Annotated in this window: 2 protein-coding genes; one reads left to right on the top strand and one right to left on the bottom strand. The window is 66.9% G+C overall.

Annotated features, from left to right (window positions below):
- A partial coding sequence (locus BU28_RS23700; protein WP_036763507.1) for an aminotransferase class I/II-fold pyridoxal phosphate-dependent enzyme occupies nt 1-616 on the top strand: 616 nt, incomplete at its 5' end.
- 158 nt (nt 617-774) lie between these two features.
- Here the strand turns inward: BU28_RS23700 and BU28_RS23695 are convergent.
- Nucleotides 775-1,187 (bottom strand): MlrC C-terminal domain-containing protein (locus BU28_RS23695; RefSeq protein WP_036763501.1); only part of this gene is annotated, 413 nt, incomplete at its 5' end.

Here is a 1,187-nt window from a genome sequence, read left to right as displayed (position 1 = left end):
CCCGGCAGGCCCTGCCGTGCCGCAGGCCGACTTCGCCCGGCTGCTGGCCGCGGTGCCGCAGGGCGCGCTGGTCGTCTTCGACGAGGCTTACCGCGAATACCTGTCCGACGATCTGGCCTTCGACGCCCTCGAAATGCTGCGCGAGGCGGGACACCCATGGGTGTCGCTGCGCACGCTGTCCAAGGCCTATGGCCTAGCCGGGGCGCGGGTCGGCTATGGCATCTGCTCGGACGCCGACCTGGTGCGGGCGCTGCGCAAGACCCGCAACCCGTTCGCCATCAACGCGCTGGCCGGCGCGGCGGCACTGGCCGCGCTGCAGGATACCGGCCATCTGGCCCGCGTGGTCGCGCTCACCGCATCCGAACGCGCCCGCGTGGCCGAGAGCCTGCGCGCCAGGGGTTACGAGGTCGCGCCCAGCCACGGCAACTTCCTGTTCTTCCGCACAGCCGGCCCCGCCGCCGACTTCGCCGAGGCGCTGCGCCGTCATGGTGTCCTGATCAAGGCATGGCAGGAGAAGCCTTTCCTGGACTGGGCGCGCGTCACCATCGCCAATCCCGAGGAAAACGATGCCTTCCTGGCCGTAGTCCCAGCCGCCCAAGGCGCCACAGGCCGATAACTAATGTGTATATGCCGAGAGGGGGTCGCTGGGGCACGACGCTCGCCGCCATGACGATCAACAATTTGTGGCCTTCGTCGACCATCAGCTGCATGGCACTCTCTCTCAGCAGAACCAACTCCTTAAGCGTATGATCGCATCGCCAGCGCGGAACGCCGTCAGGCTTGCCAAGTGATCTTGTCATCCAGCGGATATGTCGGCCGCGCCAGCTTCCGGAAGGCGAAGAGATCATAGTTCGAGCTTGTAACGCCCGAGCTTGCGCATTCGACCACTGTTTTCGCCAAGGGCTCGAACACGGGGCGACAGTACATGCGCGATTTCAGGTGCAGGAAGCGCGCCGACAGTTCCCTGATCCCCAGGCAGGTGAACACGCCCATATCCAGCGGCTCGTGCGGCTGCTCGCAGACCACGATCCGCGCGGCGCCCGTATCCAGCAGCGCCGCCCGTCCCATTGAAAGGACCTGCCCGTGATAGATCGGGCCGGTCACACGATAGCGGCCATCCGACAGGGCCAGAACCCGCCCGCGCAGCGCTAGGGGCGAATGCGGCAGAGGCAGGTCCTTGGCCGGGG

It is taken from the genome of Paracoccus yeei ATCC BAA-599 (assembly GCF_000622145.1).
Classification (GTDB): domain Bacteria; phylum Pseudomonadota; class Alphaproteobacteria; order Rhodobacterales; family Rhodobacteraceae; genus Paracoccus; species Paracoccus yeei.
The sequence above is the reverse complement of the archived record's forward strand: the minus strand, read 5'-3'. Positions and strand labels throughout refer to the sequence as shown.